The organism is Mesorhizobium mediterraneum (genome assembly GCF_002284565.1).
GTDB lineage: Bacteria > Pseudomonadota > Alphaproteobacteria > Rhizobiales > Rhizobiaceae > Mesorhizobium > Mesorhizobium mediterraneum.
The window spans coordinates 1-20,426 of record NZ_NPKI01000001.1; the positions used below are offsets into that span (position 1 = coordinate 1).

General features: G+C 61.8%; 20 protein-coding genes and 5 pseudogenes. 15 read left to right on the forward strand and 10 right to left on the reverse strand.

The genetic code is table 11. The annotated features are described in order from the left end of the window. Positions 1-281 precede the first annotated feature (281 nt). Entirely contained in the window at positions 282-1,163 is an 882-nt protein-coding gene (locus tag CIT25_RS00005; protein WP_164895844.1) for a site-specific integrase, read from the forward strand. A gap of 10 nt (positions 1,164-1,173) precedes the next feature. Continuing rightward, positions 1,174-1,451: pseudogene (locus CIT25_RS00010) on the forward strand (transposase zinc-binding domain-containing protein); the annotation flags it as partial. Here the strand turns inward: CIT25_RS00010 and CIT25_RS00015 are convergent. Further along, positions 1,451-1,705, reverse strand: a pseudogene (locus CIT25_RS00015) (IS110 family transposase); the annotation flags it as partial. The pseudogenes CIT25_RS00010 and CIT25_RS00015 sit on opposite strands and share 1 nt — an antisense overlap. 125 nt (positions 1,706-1,830) lie before the next feature. Continuing rightward, positions 1,831-2,883 (reverse strand): RHE_PE00001 family protein, encoded by a 1,053-nt coding sequence (locus CIT25_RS00020; protein ID WP_095482548.1) that lies wholly within the window; start codon positions 2,881-2,883, stop codon positions 1,831-1,833. A gap of 113 nt (positions 2,884-2,996) precedes the next feature. Here CIT25_RS00020 and CIT25_RS00025 point away from each other — a divergent pair, with 113 nt between their 5' ends. From CIT25_RS00025 to CIT25_RS00035, 3 genes and pseudogenes are all read left to right on the forward strand, one after another. Further along, positions 2,997-4,649 carry a Mu transposase C-terminal domain-containing protein gene (locus CIT25_RS00025; RefSeq protein ID WP_095482549.1) on the forward strand — a complete coding sequence of 551 codons (1,653 nt, stop codon included), beginning with the start codon at positions 2,997-2,999 and terminating at the stop codon, positions 4,647-4,649. Position 4,650: 1 nt separating this feature from the next. Further along, positions 4,651-5,527 (forward strand): annotated as a pseudogene (locus CIT25_RS00030) (TniB family NTP-binding protein). Continuing rightward, positions 5,524-6,555 (forward strand): TniQ family protein, encoded by a 1,032-nt coding sequence (locus CIT25_RS00035; protein ID WP_095482550.1) that lies wholly within the window; start codon positions 5,524-5,526, stop codon positions 6,553-6,555. The pseudogene CIT25_RS00030 and the gene CIT25_RS00035 overlap by 4 nt, the downstream one beginning before the upstream one ends. 41 nt (positions 6,556-6,596) lie before the next feature. On the opposite strand, the gene scpB is transcribed toward CIT25_RS00035, so the two are convergent. The 5 genes from scpB to CIT25_RS00060 all read right to left on the reverse strand — a co-directional run bounded on the left by scpB (position 6,597) and on the right by CIT25_RS00060 (position 9,741). Then, on the reverse strand, positions 6,597-7,328 hold the full coding sequence (gene scpB, locus CIT25_RS00040) for an SMC-Scp complex subunit ScpB (RefSeq protein ID WP_095482551.1): 732 nt from the start codon (positions 7,326-7,328) through the stop codon (positions 6,597-6,599). Positions 7,329-7,331: 3 nt separating this feature from the next. Continuing rightward, positions 7,332-8,357, reverse strand: coding sequence for a DUF1403 family protein (locus tag CIT25_RS00045; RefSeq protein WP_425351717.1), 1,026 nt, complete (start codon positions 8,355-8,357; stop codon positions 7,332-7,334). Positions 8,358-8,464: 107 nt separating this feature from the next. Beyond that, positions 8,465-8,788, reverse strand: coding sequence for a helix-turn-helix domain-containing protein (locus CIT25_RS00050; RefSeq protein ID WP_095482552.1), 324 nt, complete (start codon positions 8,786-8,788; stop codon positions 8,465-8,467). Then, on the reverse strand, positions 8,785-9,138 hold the full coding sequence (locus CIT25_RS00055; protein ID WP_095482553.1) for a type II toxin-antitoxin system RelE/ParE family toxin: 354 nt from the start codon (positions 9,136-9,138) through the stop codon (positions 8,785-8,787). Before CIT25_RS00055 ends, CIT25_RS00050 begins: the two co-directional genes overlap by 4 nt. Positions 9,139-9,234: 96 nt before the next feature. Then, positions 9,235-9,741 (reverse strand): hypothetical protein, encoded by a 507-nt coding sequence (locus CIT25_RS00060; protein ID WP_095482609.1) that lies wholly within the window; start codon positions 9,739-9,741, stop codon positions 9,235-9,237. A 228-nt stretch (positions 9,742-9,969) separates the two neighbouring features. Between CIT25_RS00060 and CIT25_RS00065 the strand changes: the two genes are divergently transcribed. The 6 genes and pseudogenes from CIT25_RS00065 to CIT25_RS37305 all read left to right on the forward strand — a co-directional run. Further along, positions 9,970-11,115, forward strand: a complete 1,146-nt coding sequence (locus CIT25_RS00065) for a tyrosine-type recombinase/integrase (protein ID WP_095482554.1) — start codon at positions 9,970-9,972, stop codon at positions 11,113-11,115. Positions 11,116-11,360: 245 nt separating this feature from the next. Then, a complete protein-coding gene (locus CIT25_RS00070) occupies positions 11,361-11,570 on the forward strand; it encodes a hypothetical protein (protein WP_065010175.1) in 210 nt (69 codons plus the stop codon). A gap of 640 nt (positions 11,571-12,210) precedes the next feature. Continuing rightward, positions 12,211-12,360: pseudogene (locus CIT25_RS00075) on the forward strand (recombinase family protein); the annotation flags it as partial. A 52-nt stretch (positions 12,361-12,412) separates the two neighbouring features. Then, positions 12,413-12,844: a recombinase family protein gene (locus CIT25_RS00080; RefSeq protein WP_342587057.1), complete on the forward strand. Its 432-nt coding sequence runs from the start codon at positions 12,413-12,415 to the stop codon at positions 12,842-12,844. 149 nt (positions 12,845-12,993) lie between these two features. After that, positions 12,994-13,608 (forward strand): GNAT family N-acetyltransferase, encoded by a 615-nt coding sequence (locus CIT25_RS00085; RefSeq protein WP_095482555.1) that lies wholly within the window; start codon positions 12,994-12,996, stop codon positions 13,606-13,608. 169 nt (positions 13,609-13,777) lie between these two features. Beyond that, positions 13,778-13,978, forward strand: a pseudogene (locus CIT25_RS37305) (recombinase family protein); the annotation flags it as partial. A 29-nt stretch (positions 13,979-14,007) separates the two neighbouring features. Here the strand turns inward: CIT25_RS37305 and repC are convergent. The 3 genes from repC to repA all read right to left on the reverse strand — a co-directional run bounded on the left by repC (position 14,008) and on the right by repA (position 17,838). Then, on the reverse strand, positions 14,008-15,351 hold the full coding sequence (repC, locus tag CIT25_RS00095) for a plasmid replication protein RepC (RefSeq protein ID WP_095482556.1): 1,344 nt from the start codon (positions 15,349-15,351) through the stop codon (positions 14,008-14,010). A 171-nt stretch (positions 15,352-15,522) separates the two neighbouring features. After that, positions 15,523-16,512, reverse strand: a complete 990-nt coding sequence (repB, locus tag CIT25_RS00100; protein WP_095482557.1) for a plasmid partitioning protein RepB — start codon at positions 16,510-16,512, stop codon at positions 15,523-15,525. A 78-nt stretch (positions 16,513-16,590) separates the two neighbouring features. Next, positions 16,591-17,838, reverse strand: a complete 1,248-nt coding sequence (gene repA, locus CIT25_RS00105) for a plasmid partitioning protein RepA (protein WP_425351718.1) — start codon at positions 17,836-17,838, stop codon at positions 16,591-16,593. Between the two features lie 328 nt (positions 17,839-18,166). On the opposite strand from repA, the gene traI reads away from it, so the two are divergent. From traI to CIT25_RS00125, 4 genes are read left to right on the forward strand one after another with little or no spacing between them, the layout of a single operon-like run. Next, positions 18,167-18,799 (forward strand): acyl-homoserine-lactone synthase, encoded by a 633-nt coding sequence (traI, locus tag CIT25_RS00110; protein ID WP_095482558.1) that lies wholly within the window; start codon positions 18,167-18,169, stop codon positions 18,797-18,799. Continuing rightward, positions 18,796-19,767 (forward strand): P-type conjugative transfer ATPase TrbB, encoded by a 972-nt coding sequence (gene trbB / locus CIT25_RS00115; RefSeq protein ID WP_095482559.1) that lies wholly within the window; start codon positions 18,796-18,798, stop codon positions 19,765-19,767. Before traI ends, trbB begins: the two co-directional genes overlap by 4 nt. After that, on the forward strand, positions 19,757-20,134 hold the full coding sequence (locus CIT25_RS00120; protein WP_095482560.1) for a TrbC/VirB2 family protein: 378 nt from the start codon (positions 19,757-19,759) through the stop codon (positions 20,132-20,134). The genes trbB and CIT25_RS00120 overlap by 11 nt, the downstream gene beginning before the upstream one ends. Next, positions 20,127-20,426 (forward strand): conjugal transfer protein TrbD, encoded by a 300-nt coding sequence (locus tag CIT25_RS00125; RefSeq protein ID WP_095482561.1) that lies wholly within the window; start codon positions 20,127-20,129, stop codon positions 20,424-20,426. The genes CIT25_RS00120 and CIT25_RS00125 overlap by 8 nt, the downstream gene beginning before the upstream one ends.

The following is a 20,426-nucleotide window of genomic DNA, read 5'->3' on the forward strand; positions in this document are numbered from 1 at the left end:
CATTATTGGGCTCGGGAAATTCAGGCCCTGGGTCATACGGTTCGGATGATGCCACCCGCATACGTGAAGGCCTATGTCAAGATATGTTCACCTGACCATATCTTGACTTGGACGAACCCGCTTCGCGGGAAAGTCTTGCTCGGAGGTCATTGATCCGGTGCAGGCGAGGCATCCTGGCATGATTGGCCGGACGTAATCGGCCGGGTTCATAGGGGCTTGCTTCAGGCAAGGTGACGCTGCTGCCCACGCGCAGCGTCACCTCAATGCCAAGGAGCCCTTTAATGACCCCGCTTCGGTTACGCATGATAAACGACATGCAGGTCCGCAATCTGTCGCCGCATACGCAGGACTCGTATCTGCTGCAAGTTTCGCAGTTTGCTCGCCATTTTGCGAAGTCGCCCGACTTGCTCTGTCAGGAAGATGTCCGCACCTACCAAGTCTATCTGACGAATGAGAAGAAGCTGGCGCCGAAGTCCATACACGTGGCCGTTTCGGCGCTCCGTTTTTTGTACCGCGTCACGCTCGGCTTCGAATGGGATTTCGACCGCATCATTCCGTGCCCCAGGGTGCCCAAGACACTCGCCGTCATCCTCAGCCCCGAAGAGGTATTACACTTTCTCGGCTGCGTGGAGAGCCTGAAGCATCAGACGATCCTGACGACATGCTACGCCGCCGGTCTGCGGATTTCCGAAGCGGTGCACCTGAGACCGGAGGCCATCGACCGACAACGAATGGTACTGCGCGTCGATCAAGGCAAGGGGCAGAAGGACCGTTACGTCATGCTCTCGGCGCGCTTGCTGGAGACGCTGACCGACTATTGGCGTGCCGTCCGGCCGAAGACGTGGATGTTTCCCGGCGCCATCCCCAACGAACCGATATCGACCAACGCGGTGCAGAACGCCTGCGGCAAGGCGCACCGGCTGTCGGGCCTGGGCAAGCCCGTGACGCCGCATTCGTTGCGGCACGCCTTTGCCTGCCACCTACTTGAGGCCGGCACCGATATCCGTACCATCCAGCTTTTGCTCGGCCATCGCAGCCTGTCGACCACCTCGCAATATCTGCGGATCGCAACCAGCAAGGTCTGCGCGGCGACGAGTCCGCTGGAGTTGTTGCCACGGCCAGTCCCGAAGGCGGCGCCACCGCTACCACCTGAACATTTCTGACGGTCGCCCCATGGGGCGATCTGGTCCGGAGGTGGCGGATGTATTCCGCCGCTATGGTGCTGCTTGGCGTGAGCAGCACGGCGCGTCGCTGTCGACCGAACGGCGTGCAGCCATGTCGAACAATGCGACCGATGCGGTGAGCGGCGGATCGCCTACAACAGCTGCCGTTCGCGCAACTGCCCCAAATGCCAGTCCCTGGCGCGTGCGGATTGGATCGAAGCGCGGCGGGCGGAGCTTCTCGACACGCAATATTTTCATGTCGTCTTCACCGTGCCCGACGAGATCGCCTTGACATAGGCCTTCACGTATGCGGGTGGCATCATCCGAACCGTATGACCCAGGGCCTGAATTTCCCGAGCCCAATAATGCGCGCTGCCACAGGCCTCCATCCCTACGAGACAAGGCTGCAATGTGCGAAAGAAGTCCAGCACCTGCGATCGACGCAGTGCGCGACGTACGATCACGTCTCCTTCTTCGGCTATGCCATGAACCTGAAAAACGGATTTGGCCAGATCGAGCCCGACTGTGGTAATCTTCTTCATGGAGCGGTCCTTCTTCTTTGTGGCGTTTCAACACGACCACGTTAGGCACTTGATGCCGTTTGAGAAGGGCCGTTCCACCTCATCAGCTTCGGGCCGATTAGGCCTCAAAGCTGCATTCCCGATCATCAGACAACGGCCCAGGCCTGGAACCGCTTCCGGCCGGTGATTTCGCGCAGATTGAGCGCACCGACAAGATCCAGCGCACCCTGCCGGCTGACCTCCAGTTCCTTCTGGACCATGGCCGTCGATACCAGCGGCCGCGCCAGCACCAAGTCTATCAGCCGCGGCAGTTTCGAGTTCGTCCGCCGCGACCGCAAGCGCCGCTCCAGTTGGCCCCGCGCCAGCACCAGCCGGTCATGTTCTTTCAGCCCGGCCGATGCCGCCGCGTGGATGGTCTCGAGGACAGCGAGCAGCCGCACACTTTTGTCACGGGCGCGCCGCCGGTCCCTTTGGATCGCGCGCAAGCCGACAGAAAGACTGGCGAGATGGTTGGCAGTCGTGCCGGTCTGACGCAGCAGCGCCGCGGCCAAAAGCGGCCCGAGCCATGGCGCGTGCTGTAAGACCTCGATCTCGGTCCAGGCGTCGATAAGCAACGCGACGCGCAGCACGGCAGGCAGGTCGATTGTTGCCCGCAGCACAGCCTGCCATTCAGCCAGCCGTGCATCCTCATCCCAGTCGAGGTCGTAGACCAGGGCCGGCCGGTCGTTCGCGATCGGCCTTTTTGGACCGGTCTGGATGCCGGCGAGCACGTTTGTCGATCGGGCGAGCAAGGCGTCGATTTCGGCGAACTCGTGCGCCATCGCGTCCTGCTCGGCCGACGACCCGCCATCATCGACACCCTCCTCAGAAGATGAGGCCCCCTCGCCGTCCCGGCCATTTTGTGCCGGCTCCGCCGCCGCACCGCCGCGACCAGTCAGCGCCAATAACCCGTCGCGGCCGAGCGCCCAGTCGGGTTTATTGCCAAAAATGTGGCGGCGGGCGCGCAGCACGGCATGCGCCCGGGTGAGATCATGTGTCGGAGTGCGGATATCCATGTGGGCGTCGTGCAGGACGAGGTCCTCAAGGTGGACCAGTTCGCCTTCGATCCACAGCGCCGCCGCCGCGTCGGCAAAGTGTTGGCGCTCGATCCAGCCGTCGCGCACCGGCGAGCGCGCCAGACGCTCGTCGAGCCGCGCCAAAGCCTCGGTGTCGTTTTTACCTCCCGATTTCAAACAGGGAAAAGTCAGGTGTTGTTTAGGTTTTGGCGCTACGACAGCCCCGATTTTTCGCTAACGATTTCACTGACTGCGATTTGCCGCACCGATTGCACAACCGCAAAGCCGCACCCGGCACGTCGCATTCCGACGAAGCATGGTCGGCGGCACGTCGTCTCGCTCGCGAGCTCGACAGGATTCTCGACGGTTCGGGGCCAAGACGCGCGGCAATCAACCGGGCCGCGGCCGAGCTGCGCCTCTCGACCCGCCAAGTCTACAATCTGCTGGCGCGCTACCGCAACGATCGGACCGTGACGTCGCTGCTGCCCCAGTTGGATGGCAGCCGCAAGAAGCGCCTTGATCAAGGCATCGAGGCGATCATTGCGACGACGTTGCGAGAGCAGTGGCTGGTGCTGGAGGCTCCGCCGCTCGCTCCCGTCGTGGCCGAGATCCGCGCTCGCTGCGAAGAGGCCGGCTTGGCCGCTCCGTCCTATCTCACGGTCGCCCGCCGGATACCCGGGCTGTTCAGCCCCGAGGAGATCGCGAGGAAACGGTCCGCCAATCCGAAGCATCTCCAGCGTCTCAAACCGCGGCCAGGATACATCCATGCGGCGCGCCCACTGGATGTCTGCCAGATAGATCACACGCCCACGGACATCAACTTCGTCGAGGTCGTCGACGGCGGCGGGACGTTCATCGGCCGGGCATACTTGACGATCGTCACCGACGTGGCGACACGCTGCATCTTTGGCTTCTGTCTCACCCTCGAGAAGCCGTCTGCGCTGTCGGTCGCGCTCTGCCTAGCGCAGGCTGTGTGTCCAAAGGAGGCCTGGCTCAGCGCACATGACATCAACCACGGCTGGCCGATGTTCGGTCGACCGAGGTCGCTTGTCACCGACTCCGCCAAGGAGTTCAAAGGGCATGCCTTCCAGCGCGGGTGCGAGGACTACGGCATTCGCATCCGCTACCGGGATCGCGGTCGCGTCCACCAAGGCGGGGTGGTCGAGAGGCTACTTGGGAAGCTCAACTCTGTTCTGGCAACGCAGCCGGGCTCGACGGGCCGATCCGTGGCGGATCGCGACGAATACCCCGCGCAGCGGCGAGCTCGCCTCAGCTTCGCCGATCTCGAGCGATGCATCGCGCTCGCCGTGATCGACCATAACCTTCAGGAAAATGCGAGGACGTTGAAGGTGCCGGCGACAGAATGGGAGCGACAGGCGCGCGATCTCCAGCACTTCGATGATGATGCGATGCAAGTGCTGCTTGCCTTTCTCCCCGTAGCAGAGAGGCGCATCTCACCGCAGGGTGTCAGCATGTTCGCGTTGGACTATTTTTCACCGTGGCTGGGCAGCCTCGTCCCGCAACGAGACCGTCTGGGACGGCTCGAGCTGCGATACGATCCTCGCGATATCAGCCACGTCTACATCCGGGACCCGGAGACGAGGGAGTTCCGGCCCGTGGAGCGGCGTGACGGAATGCTTGCTCCCATGACGTTGTGGGAGCACGAAGCTGACCGCTCGCACCAACGCAGCGCGAATGCGCGAACGGATGTCGAAAAAGTGACGCTCCGCCGTCAGATAACGGAAATCGCCAGCGGGCAAAAGCCATCAAAAATCGAGCTGCGCAATGCCGTGCGTCGAGCACATGCGGTAGAGGCCGCCAAACCCTATGATGCGCTGCGCCCCGCAAAACCGGCGCCTGCCGAGCATCCCGTACGCCACAAACGCCGTCTGCCAGTCGAGGACTGGTGACGTGGTGGGCCATCTGCTCGATCACGTTCGCCCGGTTCTTGACCGCAGGATGGAAGAGCGGATCGCCTATATCCAGGCGCCGCGATGGATCGGACATCAGGTGACAGTCCAAGCGCATGAACGCCTTGCCGAGTTGCTGTCCCGGCCGCCGGCGTTGCGGACCCGAGGCCTGATGCTCGTCGGACCCTATGCCAACGGCAAGAGATGATCGCCGAACGGTTTGCTGTCGAACATCTGAGAACCGCCGAGCAGCAGCGGGTGTGGGTGGTCCAGACGCGTGAGGGTGCGGGCCTCGCCCATTTCTATGAAGCATCCTCGAGGCATTGCGAGCGCCAACCGGCATGGGTCGTGGTGTCGGCCGCAAAGCCGAGCAAATCGATCGCCTGTTCGACAGCCTGAAGCCCAGGATGCTGATCTTCGACGAATTCCACAATGCGCTGCGGGGCCGATCGCGGGACGTCGAGGCGGTTCTTGCCTTCCTCAGAAGGATCGGCCGCCAGTTCGACATTTCACCGATTCTGATCGGTGAGGTCGCGGTGTACGACTTCATCAACCAGACCGCCGAAATGGCGACCCGGTTCGACCTGCATGCAGTGCCGCGATGGCAATATGGCGAGGAGTTTTTCGCGCTGCTCAACAGCCTCGAAGCCGCCTTGCCGCTCGCCCGCGCTTCCGATCTCTCGGATGAACCGATGGCGCGGATGATCTTTCAGCTCTCCGAGGGCCTGATCGGCGAGATCGTGGCGATCGTCTCTGCGGCGGCCGTGGCGGCGGCAAGGTCTGGCGCGGAGCGGATAACGAAAACGGGCATCGAGGCGCTGCGCTACATCCCCGTCTCGAAGCGCCGCCGGGCGCCGGTGCGTGACCGCCTGCTGTGAGCGGAGCACGCTTCGCCATCGAGATCCGTGAGCGATACGGGGACGTCGTTCGGGATCGGTGGTCCGTTTCCATTGACCCGCAGCCGGATGAGCTATTGTCGAGCTGGCTCCACCGCCTTGCCATCGCCAACGGTATCGCGCCGCGGCCATTCGCCGGCGTCTTGGGGCTTGGTGACGGAATGGGGTCGTCCCGCCTCGACCATAGCCTAACGCACGGTGTCGCGACCCTGCTCCAACAACAGGCGGATATTGCAACGGAAGCGTTGTCGGCGATGACGATGACCGGTCCAGCGTTGACGCCGCTCCTGCTGCCGTTGCGCGAGAACGTCCGCCCGAACCGTTCGACCTGGACGCAGTATTGTCCCCAGTGCCTTGCCGGCGACCAGGCGCCGTATTTTCGCCGGCACTGGCGGCTGGCGACGCGCATCTCGTGCTTCGTGCATGGTCGCGGTCTTCGGGATCGATGTCCCGCCTGTCGCAGCGGGATTGCATCCTTCGACCAGACCGACCTGATGCCGCAGCACTTTTGCGCCCGATGCGCCTTCGCTCTGCGCACGGCATCGAAGGTCTTCGTCAAAACGTCGGCACGACGGCTGGAACGGTCGATCGACGATATCTGCAAGGTGGGGATGGCCAAGGGATCGATGACGATCGGCGACCTGACTTCGCGGCTGCTGGGCGCGCCTGTCATTGCAGGCGTCTCATTGGGCAAGACGCTCACGAACCTGTCCACGTCCTCGCGCATCCGCTGCTTCGAATGGCTCGCGGACAAGCCTGTCGGCTGGTTGACGGCAGATGAGGACGATGCTGTTGCCCGGCGGCGTCGGCTCGTCCTGGCTGCAGGCGGCCATGACCGGTTGATTGCGCACTTCTCGGATTTCATGGACACGCATCAAGGATCGCCGAGGTCTGTGCGGTCACCCCCGACCGGCGCCGACCTTGCTGCTCTGCTCGCGGCCTATTCGCGCGCCACTGACGATGCGATCCAAACGAAGCGTCACCGTGTTCTTGCGGTCCCACGCGGATAGGACTGCTGCCCGCGAACCACCCATCCCTGGTGAGCAGCATGCTATTCATCACCGGCAACGCCCGCATCTTCATCCCAGTCACTGGAAAACCCCGGCGTGATGTCGCCCGCCAGCAGCTTCTCCTTCGACAGCAGGCCTGCATCCTCAAGCGCATCGATGTCGGGGAGATCGCGCAGGGTGTCGAACCCGAACTGCAGCAGGAACGCCTTGGTCGTGACATAGGTGTAGGGCGCGCCTGGGGTCGGGCTGCGTGGGCCGGAGGCGATCAGGCCGAAGCCGCGCAAATTGCCGATCAGGTCGCGGCTGATTTCCTTGCCGAACAAGGAGGACAGTTCGGCACGGGTGATCGGCTGGAAGTAGGCGATCGTCAACAGCACGAGCACCTCCGGCTGCGAAAGGTTTTTTTGCTCTTGCTCGTCCGTGCCTAACGCTGCGCGAATGGCATCACCGTAGGCCGGCCGCGTCAGGTGCCGAAAACCGCCGGCGACCGCGACCAGGTCGTAAGGACGGCCGCGCAGTTCCTCGCGGATGTCATCAATGAGGAGGTCGAGGTTGCAACTGGCGCCAATCACTTGCGCGAGCACACTACGTGTGACCGGCTCGCTGGCGGCGAAGACCGTCGCCTCGACGCGGTTCATCCACTCCCGCCAGCGAACCTCCGCCGGCAGGTGGTCGAGATCGCGATCGAACAAATGGTCATTTGAACGACGGTCGCCTGATCGATGGTCATCCGACCGGCCCCGCCCTCGCCTCTTGCGGTCCGCTTCAGCCATTTGCTAAAGCCCGTAGATGCGGAACGTGGTGCGGCCGGACAGCTCGCGCACGGCGCCGAGATCGACCAATCGGTCGAACAGCCGCCGCAGGCCGCGGTCGCTCATCCCGGTCCTTTTGTCCCCGCGCGAGGCAACGAGCGCATCGTCGTTCAGCAAATGATCGACGACATGGTCCGCCCCCTTTGCCCGCAGTTTCGGAGCGACACCGAACAGCCGATCCGCACGGCGCCCGAGCTCGGCGGAAAGATCGATGGCGCGCAGCGCGGCGCGCGCCTGAGCCACGAGCAGGCCCTGCACCCTCTCCCCGCCTGGCGCCTGGTCGCTTTCCGTCAGACTGGTTGTTCTCACTCGCACGCCACGCGTGCTTCCGCCCGATGCAGGCTGCGCTCCCAGAAGCGGCACCGCATGCGGCCAACCCAATCTTTGCGCGAGCAGGGCGTCGGCGAGCCAAGCACCCAAATTGCGTCCGAAGCCATCGCGTTCCGCGCTCGCGAAGGCACCGGTCAGCATCTCGACAACGCCGGCTGCCGTAGACAGCTGGCGGAGATCCTCGAGGAGATCGCCGACCGCCGCGCCGTCGCGGGCGAAAAAACCGAATTCTTCCAAGACCGCGGTGAGGTTTTTTGCCGTCAGGAGATCCTCCGCGGGCCGGGCTGCCAGCCGGCGCCAGGCGAGCAGCAAAACACCGCCCGGCCCAACGTCGTCACCGGGACGGGTCAGGAGAAAAGAATCGCGCAGCGCGGCCTCGTCCTCGGTGCGCCCCGCCTGCCGTGCCGTCGTCGCGGCCGCCGCGAGCGCGAGGCGCTGCCGCCAGGCGCCCGCCCATTTTTCGTCCCGGCGCACGACAGCATCGAGCGCGGTCAGCGCCGCGCCGGACGCAAGCGCAGCATCTTCGACGGTTTGCGCCGTCTCGACGGCCCGGCGCAGCCAGGATGGCACAGTCGCCATGGGCGCGATCGGCGCGGCGCCGAGCGGCTGGACGGCGTGGCGGGAAGGCGGTTTGGCGTGGCGAATCATCGCCGGCAGCATGAGTCATCGCGGCGCTTTTTGCAATCATCTCGGCCATAAAGCGCCGGGGATGTCGAACGACGTTCGTGTCCGGTAAGCTTGCCTTATCGGACGTAACCGAAGCGCCGCTAGCGCAGCACCTGCAGCCCGTGCTTGTCGACCACAAACAGCAGCTTCAGCGCCATGCCACTCGGCCGCTTGGCTCCGGTCTCCCATTTCTGCACCGTCGATTCGGATGTGTTCAGATAGCGCGCAAACACCGGCTGGCTGACATGGTTCTTCTCCCGCAGCGCCTTGATCGCGTCGGGCTCGATCGCCGGCGGCACCGTCAGGCAGCTCTCGTCGAAGCTGCGCATCGTCGCCTTGTCGATCGCCCCGACCTTGTAGAGCGCGCTCGCCGAGCTGTGGATCGCCTCGAAGGCGTCGGACTTGTATTTTCTAGCCCTGCTCATGTGCATATCTCCAAAAAATCTCCGTCTGCCAGCAATTCGCCGAGCTGCCGATCGGTCAGCCCAGCATAAGCCTTGGCCAGGCTGCGGAACTGGGCGAGTTCGTCGTCATCAATGTTGGCCCTGTCCTGCTTGGCGAACAGATACTCGTAGACCCAGAACCGACCGGATTTGGCCAGGATGATCGATCGGTGCCGGTTGTCGTTCAGACGCTTCTTGAACACGCCACCGCCAAGATCTTCGGCTTGTCCCAACGCCACCTGCGCAATCGCCTTGCACAGTGCCACGTCCCTGATTCGCGCCTTGCGCGCCGCCTTGGCGAACCAGGCCGTCTTGAACGTCCGCTGCGTCATGGTTTTATATAGCACCAGGTGCTATGGATTGCAAACGCTGCGGTGCCGCCGCCGAACACCGGTTGGCCGACAGCCGGTTCCGTACCGCTAGTGGGTCTACACGTCAGTCAGATCCTCGGGATATCGGCCACCGCGCGCGTGGAACAGCCACCACGTTTGCGCGCCGCGCGTTGAAACGACCAGACAGTGGGGCTCATCCAGCGCCGGCTCGATCAAGCCCAGACGGACGAGCGGAATGATGGTCTTTTCGCCGATCGACTTGTCATGGTACGAAAGCCCGGGCACGACAAGGCGCCATCCCGGCGTTCCGCGCTCGGTCGTGGCCGCCGCGAGATAGCCCATTTCCGATGGCGACTCGCCACGCCCCAAGGTGAACAGGCAGATGCTCCAGAAGGCGTTTCGCGGACGCGGCGGGATGAGCGCCCAATCGAGCGGACCGTCCTGCGCCGCCGGCTCTTGGCTTTGCGACGGCCGGCCCACCCGGTTGTCCTCAAAGCCTTGGCGATAGGCCTTTTCCAGCGCCCGGGCGATGGCGCCCGCCGTGTCGACGGCCATGCCGTATTTCCGGTCATGGCGGTCCTTGGCCACGATGTCGCGGGCCATCTCACGAAACCTGGCCTTGCGATAGGGATCAGCGGCGATTTGCGTTGATTTCTTGATCGCTTTCTTGATCACCGAGGTTCCCTTCGGGCAGGTCGCTGTCGCGCTGGCGTGTACGGATATGGGCCTAAGCCTGCGGGTGCGTGAGATGCCGATGCAATGGACAGCCTCGCTGTTTGGCTGCAAGCTGGCGCCGACTCGACTCTTCTGATTCAATCGCACAATTGAGCCATGGACAAGCTACTGAAACCAGATGGCGCGGACTCCCATCAAGACCCGCAAGCCGACCGGCGTCGCGACAACGGCCCGCCCGGCGAATTCGCAGGTCTGCCCGACATCGTCGATCTGGTCATGGAGATGGGACGCCCATCGCGGTCGCCGGCGCATCTCGAAGCGCTCGTCGAGACGGCAAAAGACTACGCCAAGGCCGCCAGCTCCGAAAACACGCGAGACGCCTACACCAAGGACTTTTCGCATTATTCGTCCTGGTGTCGCCGCAACGGTTTTGAGCCCTTGCCCCCAGAGGTACAAACAATCGGCCTCTATATCAGCGCCTGTGCCTCAGGCACCGCCGCCGGCGAGCCGAAACGCGGCATTCCCGCCCTTTCGGTCGCAACGATCGAGCGGCGCCTCTCCGGCCTGGCCTGGAATTTTTCCCAGCGCGGATTTTCTCTCGACCGTGCCGATCGCCATATTGCCACCGTGCTCGCCGGTATCCGCAGAAAACACGCAAAGCCGCCGCGGCAGAAGGAGGCCGTCCTCGGCGATGACATCAAGGCAATGATCGCGACGCTCGGGCACGATCTGCGCGGGCTGCGCGACCGCGCTATTTTGCTCCTAGGCTTTGCCGGCGGGTTGCGGCGCTCGGAAATCGTCGGCCTCGACGTCGTGCGCGACGACAAGAGCGACGGCGCCGGCTGGATCGAGATTTTTGCCGACAAGGGCGTGCTGGTGACGCTGCGCGGCAAGACCGGTTGGCGTGAGGTCGAGGTCGGCCGCGGCTCCAGCGATTTTTCTTGCCCGGTTGTCGCGCTGGAAACCTGGATCAGGCTCGGAAGGATCGCGCGCGGTCCGCTGTTCCGGCGCATCTTCAAAGACAACAAGACCGTCGACGTCGAACGACTTTCCGACAAGCATGTCGCCCGCCTGGTCAAGCAGACGGCGCTCGCCGCCGGCGTCCGCTCCGATCTTCCGGAAGCGGAGCGTGCGCTGCTGTTCTCAGGGCATTCGCTGCGCGCCGGCCTTGCCTCCTCCGCGGACATCGAGGAACGTTACGTACAGAAGCAGCTCGGCCACGCCTCGGCCGAGATGACCCGCAAATATCAGCGCCAGCGCGATCGGTTCCGGACCAATCTCACCAAGGCGAGCGGGCTGTAGGAACCATAAGTCCCCTGCCCTGCCGCTACTCAGTGCCTAGCAGCGGGAGTCTGCTTGTCGGAGGCTCGTCCTAGGACGACAGGGCACGGCCTCAGGCTCCCTACCTACGCGAGGCGGAGCGGCTTGCCGGCGAGGCCTGATGCTGCAAGAATCGAGGAGTGTTGTGGCGCGAACGCAATACCCATCGCGCGCCCTGACCCTAGCCCGAATTGGCCAACAAATCGTAAACGCGGGAGCGCGCAGCCATGGAAACCAGGATCATCGACAGCCGCAACGATTTCGCGCAATGGGCGATCGATAGGTCCAATGCGATCCTGATGGATCAGGGTTCGGAACTCGCCACCGCGGCCCGCAATGGAAACGAAGCCCAAATCGGTGAGACAGCACAGGCGCTCGGCCAGGCGATCGTCGATGCGCTGATCGAGGCCTTCGACGGTCTCGCAGGCGACGAATGAGCCACCGCTTGGCCCGCACGACTGGCTGCGCCAATGGAAACGGCGGCCGGTACGCGGGCTCCCAGATCCACCAGCCATCATGAATTCGGACTGCGCTGAATCCGCTTCGGCGGCATCGCGTCAGGGCTCCGAAAGGCCCCTTCCCCTCAATCAATCGAAACCGTAACTTAGAAACCGCGGTTCGAAATTTCAGCTTAGCGCTTCAATTGAAGTCGGGAAGTAAAACCGACAGCGGCGCGGGCGAGCGGCCCCAGCAGGCTGTTCAGGGGCAAATCGACGAGTTGGTAAGCCATTGATTTGTTTGTAGCTGATTCACGCAACGGAAGCTATAGCACCGGTTACTTCCGTCACAGGCGATGATCCCTGGGAACAAGCTAACTATCGATAATGACCTCATATCGGGACTGTACAGCACGAGGCCTTGGGACGCTCAGGAGGCCGAAAAACGTTGATTTACCGGCTCATCGAAGCGGTACGAGCGATATAAAGGGCAACTAGAGACGTTTACAAACGATCGTTTGCTGATGTCTTCGGTGTTTGTACAACACTCCTTTCCCGATCCTGAGAAACGCCGCAAATGGCTCGTGAAGCGCAAAATCGACGCTCCGGTCGACCACAGGCCTGGCAAATCGGCTACTGCGCCGTTGCCCAGCTCGAGCGTGCGTTGATTTCGGAGCGGACCAAGGCCGGCATCATCGCCGCACGATCGAAGGGGCGGCTGGCAGGCAATCCTGGTAGCCGCGAGCGCAAGCTCGAAGCCCTGGCGAAGATGACGGCCGTGCAACAGGCTATTCGGACACGGATTCACGGTAGCGGCGTAACGATCACGGGCGAGCGGTCAGTTGGAGCGGCATGAGGCCATTAGCGTCCACTTCAATGCTGTACCGCCTGTCGCGCAGCCTGAAAGATCTCCTGCACCTCATGGAGAAGATCGAGCCGCGGGCGCTGGGTTCCGCTCGCTCACCGAGGCGATCGAGACCACCACGCCGGCTGGCCGCATGATGATGCAGATGGTCGGCAGATTCGCCGAATTCGAGCGCGCCATGATCCGCGAGCGGACGAGCGCAGGGCTGGCTGAGGCCCGGCTGGAAGGTCGCGTTGGTGGGCGACGGCGCAAGCTCGATGACAAAAAGCGGCGTGAGATCGCCGAGTCCGTCATTTCGGGCCGCGAGTCTGGCGCCGAAATGGCAAGGCTATATGACGTGAGCGAGCCAACCGTCTCAAGAATCGTTGCCAAATTTCGCCAGCAGGAGGCACATCAAGCACTGGAATGACTTGGCTTGAATGACCGCACGGGGTGGAGCTTTGCCGTCCGTCTCGCCCTACTCGACCGAGCAGGAAGAGCACAATGCGGGACCTTCGGAGGCTTTTCCGGCGATATAGAAGGGCGCTATGCAGAAGCCGAGAAAAACCTGAGGACACAATGGTGAGCATTCGCCCGGTTAGATGGGAAGACGTTGACGCACTGTATGCTATTTCCCTTGCGACTGGCTTTGAGGGGGGCGATGCGTCACACCTCTACGAGGATCCAAAGCTGATGGGGCATATCTACGCCGCGCCGTATGCGGTGCTTGAGCCGCAGCTTGCCGTAGTTGTCGAAGACTCCCGGGGTGTTGCGGGCTTTGCCGTCGGAACAATAGATACACTGGAATGGGAGGATCGACTCGAAAGGGAGTGGTGGCCGCAACTTCGCCTGCGCTATGCCGATCCACCTGAAGCGTTACGGGATTTATGGACGCCGGACGAGCGGCGGGCATCCATGATCCACCACCCGGCGCGAACGCCGGCAGCCGTGGTTAGCAAGTATCCGGCTCATCTTCACATGAATCTTTTGCCCCGCGTCCAAGGGAGCGGGCTTGGCTCAAAGCTGTTCGATAAATGGCGAAGCTTCGCGGTCGAACATGGTATCAAAGGTATCCATGTCGGCGCCAATCGCGCGAACAAGGGAGCGATCGGCTTCTGGCGGAAAATTGGTTTTGCGGAACTCAGCATTAAGGACGCTGCGAAGGGACGAACGGTCTGGATGGCACACGACTAAAGCCAACGCCCGCAAAGGGCTCAATGAAGCCGTTCATCGCCTCGTCGGTGGACGACGGAGAGGGCGAACCTTGCCGATCAGGCAGCGGCGAAATGCCTACCGTGAAGAACTTGACGCACACAACTTACCGTGAATCTGTGTCCCAATAATGCACAGGGGCGGCCCCTATTATGGCCGACGGCTACAATCAACGATGAACCAGTGGCTTCCGACGGTCCGCCGGATGCGATCAGACCACAACTGGGACGATATCGCTCGGGTCCTGAAGCAGCGCGACCTCGACTGGACGCCTGAACGACTGCGGCGGGCAGTGAGGTGGCTCGTCACCGAGCACCTGGCTGATGCCACACTGCTGAAGCGGGCGTCTCCCATAGTGCGGATCGAAACCGGCCCGGCTGATCATGACCCGCGCCCCGGCTTGTCGAGACTGCGGCGCAACGCATCGCTGATTTCCAGCCGGGATTCGGTGCGCACAATCTTGCCTGCCGTCTCCAAGTCGACGGCCGCGGCTTCAGCTCCGGTTCCGGTCGTCTTCGACGCGTCAAGCTTTGCCCGCAGCAAGGCCATCACCATCGGCCAGACCGAGAACTTTCCGGCCTTTGCTCGGTCCGTCAGGCTGCGCAAATAGCCGCCGGCGCTGTTGATCTGGTCCTGCCGCTGGTAGATCGCGGCAATGGTAATCGCCGCCTGCTGTTCACCCATGGCCGTCCGCGCTTCCTCCCAGGCGCTGGGGCTGATGCCCATGGCCGGCCGGGCAACCTCGGCCGCGGCCAGAAATTCACGCCAGTTGCGGATTCCGCCGCCGCCCTTCACCAGCCAAAGCATGTTCGGGCAGGCATCCAGCACAATTCCTAACGGCAGCTCGCGCTTCGGCAGGCTCCGTATGTTGTCGGTGTCCGCAACGTTGCCGCCCGCTTCATCTTTATTTCCTAAGCCATTTTCAGATTCAGATTTAGAGTCTGGTTTTGAATTCTGTATGTGGCGTCCGTTTTGGGACTCATTGGCGTCCACTTTCTGTCTTTTTACAAATGATTCCAATGCTTCACGCACTTCAGCCCAAAGGCCCTCCAGATCCTCGGCAATCGCCTCCAAGGTCTGTCGGGGGGCGGTGCGTGGTATCTGGCCGACAATCGCCTGGTAGGCCTGCTGGACCCTGCCCCAGTTCGCCGGCACGCCTTCCTCAATTCCAGCGTCGATCATCTTGACGATGTCACGCCGGCATATGGTTAGCCGCTCCTTAACGAGCCGAAAGGCCTTCTTCTCAGATCTGACCGCTTCCGCCAGCTCCTTGAACTCCTCTGCGCGCGCGACGATCGGCGAAATGTCGAAGCCATAGGCTTGCTCGATCTCGCCCCCCTGCCCTTTCCGGGCGAAGCGCTTGCCGTTTGGGCTGTCCCGACGGATGATCAATCCGCACTCCACCAGGACGGCCAGGTGCCGCCGCAAGGTCGTTGGCGGCATTCCGTTGGCGCGGCGGATAAGCTGCTCGTTTGATGGCCAGACGATCAGCTCGCTGTCGCCATAAAGCGCCGTGTCCGGATGGAACGACAACAGCGCGTCGAGAATGGCCAAAGCGCGATCAGAGGCGCCCAGAGCGATCCTGGCATCCTTGATATCTTGGAAGACGTGCCACTTGTGGACGGTCGCGTCCTTCGACACCGCCCTTGCGGTGACTTGGCTTGAGATCATGCCAAGCGTCATCGGCCGCCGCCCGAAGGGCGTCGTTGAAAAATGCGTTTCCATTGTCTTTACCTGTGTTCAGGCAAAAGAAATCCGCTCGCCAAAACGGCGCGGGGCTCGATCAGCCCTTGACGGTGATTCCCGGAAATGCGATTCTCTCAGTTGCCACACTACAGAGAAGGGCTTCCGGAATTCGTTTCGGTGGCCTTTTTCTTTTGCGGTTTCGTACTTTTCTTACATATGCTCCGTCTTCTGGAACTCTTGATAAAAGCGTTCTAGGTGTTCCGAGAGATACGCCCCAAACCGAGACGCGTCCTGGGCCTTGAGTGCCAAAGTAAAGCCCTTCCCGGTATCCTTTGTTGCGACTTTCACGGCATTACCCGCAAGTGACCAAGACCTTTCCGCAGGCTTGGCTACCGCGGTTTTTTTGCTCTTCGCCTTCTTCTTCAGGTCGTCGAGCAAAACTGCGAAGCGCTGGTCGGTATCGACACTCGCAAACTCGTCGCTTCGAATTAGATTTGACGCCTGGGCCGATTTGCCAGGCAATTGGAGAAGTTTCTTGAGCTCCTCCCAGCGATCCCTCCCAACGCCTCTCGCGGCGCCCAATGCATCCAGAACATGTTCGGGAACGTGCTCCGCAACTGCCAGCATTCGGGACAGGAGCGTATCGTCGATTGTAAGCGCGCTTTTGACCGTCTCCTTGTCAATTCCGGAGCTGGTCAGTTTACGTGCAAAGAGGGCCTTCTCGATGAAAGTGAGGTCGGAGCGGGCGGTGTTTTCCTGCCCCTGTGCGATCACATGTGCGATGTCCTCGATCGGCTTGACGACGGCCTTCACAGCGATGCCGAGATGACGGGCAGCGCGAGCACGGCGATGGCCGTAAACAATGACAAAGCGGCCAGAAACATCTGGGTGAGGCCGAACGAGGATAGGCGAGGACTGACCAGCCTGCTCAATAGCCGAGACCAACGCGGAAAAATCCTCGTCGTTGCTGGCAATCCGATCAGCGAAAGGGGAGGCCTCAAGGAGGTCCGGATCAAGGGATACGATCGTTTCGCCCTCTAGGACGCGCATAGAGTTTTCCGCCATCTCATCGAGAGACTGCATCATCGAGCGCGTTGCGCCACGACGGGCATATTCGGCCCTGCTCTCCGATGAATTGCTTTGCGGCTTCCGATCGCCCACGGTCGCCCCGATGTTGGCCAAGAGGTGCTTTCTAGCCATTTGCACCCTCCATTCTCGTATTTACTGCGCTGATTTTGCGAGGTTTTTTGCGGTTCTGCACGGCTGTCAAGAAAGCGATCACTTCCGCCCCCATGCTTTGTGTATCAGCGAGACAATCTCGCTATTGACTGCGTTGAGGGACTCCATCGCACGGTCATACGTTGAACGCGTGAACTGGCTGCGCTCAACCTCATAAAGGGTCTGCTTGGTAATACCGGCATCAGATATGGCGGTGGACTTAACCATCTGATTGGTGAGCATCCGCTTGTTGAACATCGCCTGCATGAAACCAACCATCTGTGCCTGCGGCCCGTCCATCGGCTCGTATCTCGTCACCAGATAGCGGAACCACTTCAGCCGGACTTTCGCCCCGACCCCCTTTATCGACTGCAAGATCCCGCCAAGCATGAGCAGGAACTGGCTCATCGACATGATGTCGAGCATCTGCGGATGGACCGTGATAAGAACAGATGTGGAGGCTGTCAGCGCGGTGAGCGTGAGATAGCCGAGCTGAGGAGGGCAATCGATCACAACCACGTCATATTGATCGTCGACCTCTTTAAGGGCCTGCGTAATGCGGGTGAAGAACATACGCCCTTCAGGGGAATTTTTGTTCGAAGCCGCTAGTGGTGTCTCGTACTCGTATTCCTGGAGTTCGAGGTTCGCCGGGACGATGTCGAGCCCCGGAAAATTCGTCGGTTGAATCACGTCCTTGATCGAGCTGCGTTGATCATCGTAGCGAAGCGCCTCGAAAAGCGACGGATTCTTGTCAAGTTCGGGCTGCATCCCATGAAGAGCAGTGAGTGAAGCCTGTGGGTCGAGGTCGATCGCAAGGACACGATGGCCAGTGAGAGCGAGGTACTGGGCAAGATGGGCCGTGGTGGTTGTCTTTCCACTCCCACCTTTGAAATTCACAACGGAGATAACTTGAAGGCCTTCGCCGCCGCGCCGGTGAGGCACATAGCGCTTGAAATCAGTTCTGCCGTGTTTGTCGAGGAAGGCGCGCAACTCCATCATCTGCGCCGCCGTGTACGAGCGGCGGCCGGACTGTGATACGAGCGGCTCCGGCCCCTTTCCCTCAAGATGTAGTTTCTTGATATGGTTTTGCGTCACGCCAAGAAAATCGGCAACCTCGGCCGAGGAAAACAGCCGAAGGCCTTTCTCAGCATCCGGCGGATACTGCTCCAGGCGCAGCATGTTGAGCTTGTCCGAGATGAGTTCACCCTGCTGGAGAATCTCCTCGTCAAAGTCTATGTCGAGGTCGAAAGTCTGCGCCACGTTCAATTTCACCGCCCCCACTTGGGAATAACGCTTTTCCGGGTCCATATGGCAGGAAAGCGTGATTACTATGTGCGATTCGACGGTAGCCGCAAGGCGTTTTTGGTTAATGAGAAGTTAACATGTTGCGGGACCATTCACGCCCAGACCGGATTCTCCAATGGTTATCCGTAAGTTAGGTCGATTCCCGCTGTTCGCGACCGTGGGCATGAAATGCAGATTTGCACCTCTTCATCAACACTTTAGCCCCTGCCTGCTCTCGAATTTCCGTAGCTAGACCGTCGATTCGGCAGAATCACCGGCTGCAAATCTGCACGTAGGCACACGCCCAACGAGGTGTTTTGTCTCCGCATGACGTGTTCATGCGGAGATCATAATGCGGATACTGACCGTCTCGCCCGACCTTTACGGCCGCCATCAAAATTTTCTGAAGCAGATGTACCGTCTTCGCGCAGCGGTGTTCGGCGGCCGTCTCGAATGGGACGTCTCTGTGACCGCGGGGGAAGAGCGCGATCGCTACGATGATTTTAAGCCGACCTACGTTCTGGCAGTTAATGAGCCTGGGATGGTCGCCGGTTGCGCCCGTCTTCTTCCGGCTTCCGGGCCGACGATGCTCAAGTACATATTTCCCGAACTGCTCGAAAAGGGTTCTCTGAACCCACATCCAGAAATGGTCGAAAGTTCGCGCTTCTGTGTCGACACGTCCCAGACCGCGGGCAGGGAAGGGGGCCAATTACATCTTGTGACACGCACCTTGTTCGCCGGCATCATCGAATGGTCGATGGCGAATGGTTACAGCGAGATCGTCACCGCGACCGATCTCCGCTTCGAGCGGATCCTCAAACGTGCCGGCTGGCCGATGCGACGGCTCGGCGAACCTGCAGCAATCGGCGACACGATGGCGGTTGCCGGAAGCCTTCCAGCCGATCGCGAGCGCTTTGAGCAGGTCTGTCCTCCCGGCTACCGTTCGATAATCTCCGACGGCGCACCGATCAGGAGCGCCGCGTGACCCAACTCCGCTCGCATTCGCGTCTCGTCCGCAAACTTCAGGAAGCTCTCGGCGACCATCTCTGCGTCGCGCTCGATGACGCGACGGTTGTCGAGATCATGCTCAACCCCGATGGCAAGCTCTTCATCGAACGCCTGGGTCATGGCGTCACCCCGGCCGGCGCACTGAGCCCTGCCGCGGCGGAGGTGATCATCGGCAGCGTCGCCCATGCGCTACAATCCGAGGCCGACGACGAGCAGCCGATCATCTCCGGCGAACTGCCGATCGGCGGGCACCGTTTCGAGGGCTTGCTGCCGCCCGTCGTTTCCGGACCGGCCTTCACGATCCGGCGGCGCGCGTCGCGGCTGATCCCGCTTTGCGACTACGTAAAGTCGAAGGTTATGACCGAGGCGCAGGCCTCTGTCCTGCGCAGCGCGATCGCCTCTCGCATGAACATCGTGATCTCCGGCGGCACGGGCTCGGGCAAGACGACCCTTGCCAATGCGGTTATCGCCGAAATCGTCGCCAATGCGCCGGACGATCGGATCGTCATCCTGGAAGACACCGCCGAGATCCAATGCGCCGCCGAAAACGCGGTATCGCTTCACACAAGCGACACCGTCGACATGGCGCGGCTTCTCAAGAGCACCATGCGATTGCGGCCTGACCGAATCATTGTCGGCGAGGTCCGCGACGGCGCGGCGCTCACGCTGCTCAAGGCGTGGAACACCGGGCACCCGGGCGGCGTCACCACCATTCACTCGAACACGGCAATGTCGGCCCTGCGCCGGCTCGAGCAGCTGACCGCGGAAGCGAGCCAGCAACCCATGCAGGAGGTGATCGGAGAGGCCGTCGATCTTGTCGTTTCCATCGAACGGACGGGGAGGGGGAGGCGGGTCCGCGAGGTTATCCACGTCGAGGGCTTCAGCAACTCCCGATACCGGACCGAACACTACGCCCAGATCGATGAGGACAGCCATGTCGCGTAAGACACAAATCACTTGGGCCTTTGCGGCGCTGGCCGCCCTTTCTTGCGTCAGCCTGGCCGATCCGGCCCTTGCCTCTTCGGGCGGCGGCCTGCCCTGGGAATCTCCCCTGCAGCAGATCCAGCAGTCCATCACCGGTCCGGTGGCTGGCTTCATTGCGCTCGCCGCCGTCGCGATCGCCGGTGGCATGCTGATCTTCGGCGGCGAGCTCAACGACTTCGCGCGGCGGCTCGTCTATGTCGTGCTCGTCGCTGGCATCCTGCTCGGCGCCACTCAGATCGTCGCCCTGTTCGGCGCTACGGGCGCCTCGATCGGAGAGGCGCCGTCACAGGCCTCGATTGCAGCGGCAGGGGAGGGGGCCGATGGCTGAGTCAGGCGCCAATCTCGCGCGCTCGCGCGTGCACAGAGCGCTTTCGCGCCCCAACCTCCTCATGGGAGCAGACCGGGAACTGGTTCTGCTTACCGGCCTCGCTTCGGTGATCCTGATCTTCGTCGTGCTGACCTGGTATGCCGCGCTCTTCGGCGTCGCGATCTGGCTGCTCGCCGTCGCGGCCCTTCGCATGATGGCGAAGTCCGATCCCATGATGCGGCGGGTTTACATCCGTCACATCTCGTACAAGCCGTACTATCGGGCCACATCGACGCCATGGCGCAGGTTTTGA